Source organism: Streptomyces alkaliphilus (genome assembly GCF_014141535.1).
Classification (GTDB): domain Bacteria; phylum Actinomycetota; class Actinomycetes; order Streptomycetales; family Streptomycetaceae; genus Streptomyces; species Streptomyces alkaliphilus.
The window spans coordinates 1-2,846 of record NZ_VKHT01000687.1; the positions used below are offsets into that span (position 1 = coordinate 1).

The window sequence follows — 2,846 nt, forward strand, 5'->3', positions numbered from 1 at the left end:
CCGCTCCCCCACTCCCCGCCGGGCCCGCTCCGATCGGAGCGGGCCCGGTGTCGTTCGGCTCCCGGGGCGCCCCGGCGGCGCCTCCCGTGCGAAGCGGGGCTCCCGGGACGAAGTACGCTGAGAGCATGTCTGAACGCCGTACCGTCGCCCTGGTCACGCTGGGCTGTGCCCGCAACGAGGTGGACTCCGAGGAACTGGCGGGTCGCCTGGCCGCGGACGGCTGGGACCTCGTCGAGGACGCCGCCGAGGCCGACGTGGCGGTCGTCAACACCTGCGGTTTCGTCGAGGCGGCCAAGAAGGACTCGGTGGACGCCCTCCTGGAGGCCAACGACCTCAAGGCCGCCGGTGGGCGCACCCGGGCCGTGGTCGCCGTCGGATGCATGGCGGAGCGCTACGGCAAGGAACTCGCCACCGCGCTGCCGGAGGCCGACGGGGTGCTCGGCTTCGACGACTACGCCGACATCTCCGACCGCCTGGGCACCATCCTCGGCGGCGGCGCGCACGTTCCCCACGTCCCGCGCGACCGGCGCAAGCTGCTGCCCCTCGCGCCCACCGCGCGCCAGGGTGCCGCGGGCGCCGTCGCGGTGCCCGGCCACGGCGACGCCCCGGGCGTCGAGGTGGCCCGGGACCCCGGTGCCGGCTCCCCCGCGGACCTGCCCGAGGGGCTCGCGCCCGCCTCCGGCCCCCGTCCGCCGCTGCGCCGCCGGCTCGACTCCGGGCCGGTCGCCTCCGTCAAACTCGCCTCCGGTTGCGACCGCCGCTGCTCGTTCTGCGCCATCCCCTCCTTCCGGGGGTCCTTCATCTCGCGCCGCCCCTCCGACGTCCTCAACGAGGCGCGCTGGCTCGCGGGCGAGGGGGTGCGGGAGATCATGCTGGTCTCCGAGAACAACACCTCCTACGGCAAGGACCTCGGCGACATCCGCCTGCTGGAGTCGCTGCTGCCCGAGCTCGCGGCGGTGGACGGCCTCGAACGCATCCGGGTCAGTTACCTGCAGCCCGCCGAGATGCGTCCCGGTCTGATCGACGTGCTGACCGGCACCGAGAAGGTCGCCCCCTACTTCGACCTGTCCTTCCAGCACTCCGCCCCCGGCGTGCTGCGCGCCATGCGACGCTTCGGCGACACCGACCGCTTCCTGGAACTGCTCGACACCATCCGCTCCCGGGCTCCCGAAGCCGGTGTGCGCTCCAACTTCATCGTCGGCTTCCCCGGTGAGAGCGAGGCGGACCTGGCGGAGCTGGAGCGCTTCCTGTCCGCCGCCCGCCTGGACGCCATCGGCGTCTTCGGCTACTCGGACGAGGACGGCACCGAGGCCGCCGGTTACCCCGACAAGAACGCCCCGGAGGTCGTCGCGGAGCGGGTGGAGCGGGTCACCCGCCTGGCCGAGGAACTGACCGCCCAGCGGGCGGAGGAGCGCGTGGGAGAACGCGCGGTGGTGATGGTCGAGAGCCTCGGTACCGAGGACGAGGACCCCGACGGCGAGCCGGTCGCCCTCGGCCGCGGCGCCCACCAGGCGCCCGAGACCGACGGTCAGGTGGTGCTGGTCGGCGAGGGAGTGGAGGATCTGGCGCCCGGCGTGTTCGTCGTCGCCGAGGTGGTCGGCACCGAGGGTGTGGACCTGATCGCCGAGGTGTCCCCCGTCGAGACCGCGGACGGGGCCCTTGAGCCGGTCGGTTCCGCCGCCGGGAGGTGCTGATGAGCGGTGCCTCCGCCGCCGCGGGCGGTGGCGCCCGGCCCGCTCCGAGCGGGGCGACCGGGACCGCCGGCCTGTGGAACATCGCCAACATCCTCACCATGATCAGGCTCGCGCTGGTGCCCGGCCTCGTGGTGTTGATGTTCGTGGGCGGGGGTGACGATCCCGCCTGGCGTGCGCTGGCCTGGGCGGCCTTCACGATCGCCATGATCACCGACCTCTTCGACGGTGAGCTGGCCCGCCGCCACGACCTGGTCACCGACTTCGGGAAGATCGCCGACCCCATCGCCGACAAGGCGATCATGGGTGCGGCGTTGGTCTGCCTCTCCGTGCTGGGAGACCTGCCCTGGTGGGTCACGGTGGTGATCCTCGCCCGGGAGTTGGGGATCACGCTGATGCGCTTCTGGGTGATCCGATACGGCGTCATGCCCGCCGGAAGGGGCGGCAAGCTCAAGACCCTCACCCAGGGGGTGGGCGTGGGCATGTACATCCTCGTGCTCACCGGCCCGCTGGCCACCCTGCGGTGGTGGGTCATGGCCGCGGCCGTCGCCCTGACCGTGGCCACCGGTCTCGACTACCTCCGTCAGGCCCTCGCCCTGCGTCGAGCCGGTCGGGCGGGGCAGAAGAGCGGCGACGGCCGGGCCGGAGCCCGGCGCGACGGAGAGTGAGAGGACACCAGCGCGTGAGCGGAACCCCGCCCGAGCCGGCGGACGAGGAGATGCGCGGAGAAAGTACCGGGACGGACCGGGAGACCTCCAGGCCCGCCCCGGTGGACTCTCCTCCCGAGGGGTCCACCGAGCCGCCCCCCGCCCCGGACGCCGCGGAACCGGCGGCCCGCCTGCTGTGGCTGCTGCGCCGCCGCGGGGAGACCGTGGCCGCGGCCGAATCACTCACCGGCGGACTGGTCGCCGCCGCCCTGACCGACGCCCCCGGCTCCTCCGCCGCGTTCCTGGGTTCCGTCACCGCCTACGCCACCGACGTCAAGGAACGGGTCCTGGGGGTCGATGGCGCCCTCCTCGCCGAGCGCGGGGCCGTCGACCCGGAGGTGGCCCGTCGGATGGCGACCGGGGTGCGGGACCTCATGGGGGCGGACTGGGGCGTGGCCACCACCGGCGTGGCCGGTCCCGACCCCCAGGACGGGCACCCACCCGGCAC

The 2,846-nt window shown here is 74.1% G+C and carries 3 protein-coding genes; all 3 read left to right on the forward strand.

Annotation, left to right across the window (positions count from 1 at the left end; all coding sequences use genetic code 11):
• Window positions 1-125 precede the first annotated feature (125 nt).
• On the forward strand, window positions 126-1,694 hold the full coding sequence (rimO, locus tag FNQ90_RS18485; protein ID WP_182607397.1) for a 30S ribosomal protein S12 methylthiotransferase RimO: 1,569 nt from the start codon (window positions 126-128) through the stop codon (window positions 1,692-1,694).
• Window positions 1,694-2,359, forward strand: a complete 666-nt coding sequence (gene pgsA / locus FNQ90_RS18490; protein ID WP_182607398.1) for a CDP-diacylglycerol--glycerol-3-phosphate 3-phosphatidyltransferase — start codon at window positions 1,694-1,696, stop codon at window positions 2,357-2,359. Before rimO ends, pgsA begins: the two co-directional genes overlap by 1 nt.
• Window positions 2,360-2,373: 14 nt before the next feature.
• Window positions 2,374-2,846: CinA family protein (locus tag FNQ90_RS18495; RefSeq protein WP_323380053.1), on the forward strand; the 473-nt coding region annotated here is incomplete at its 3' end.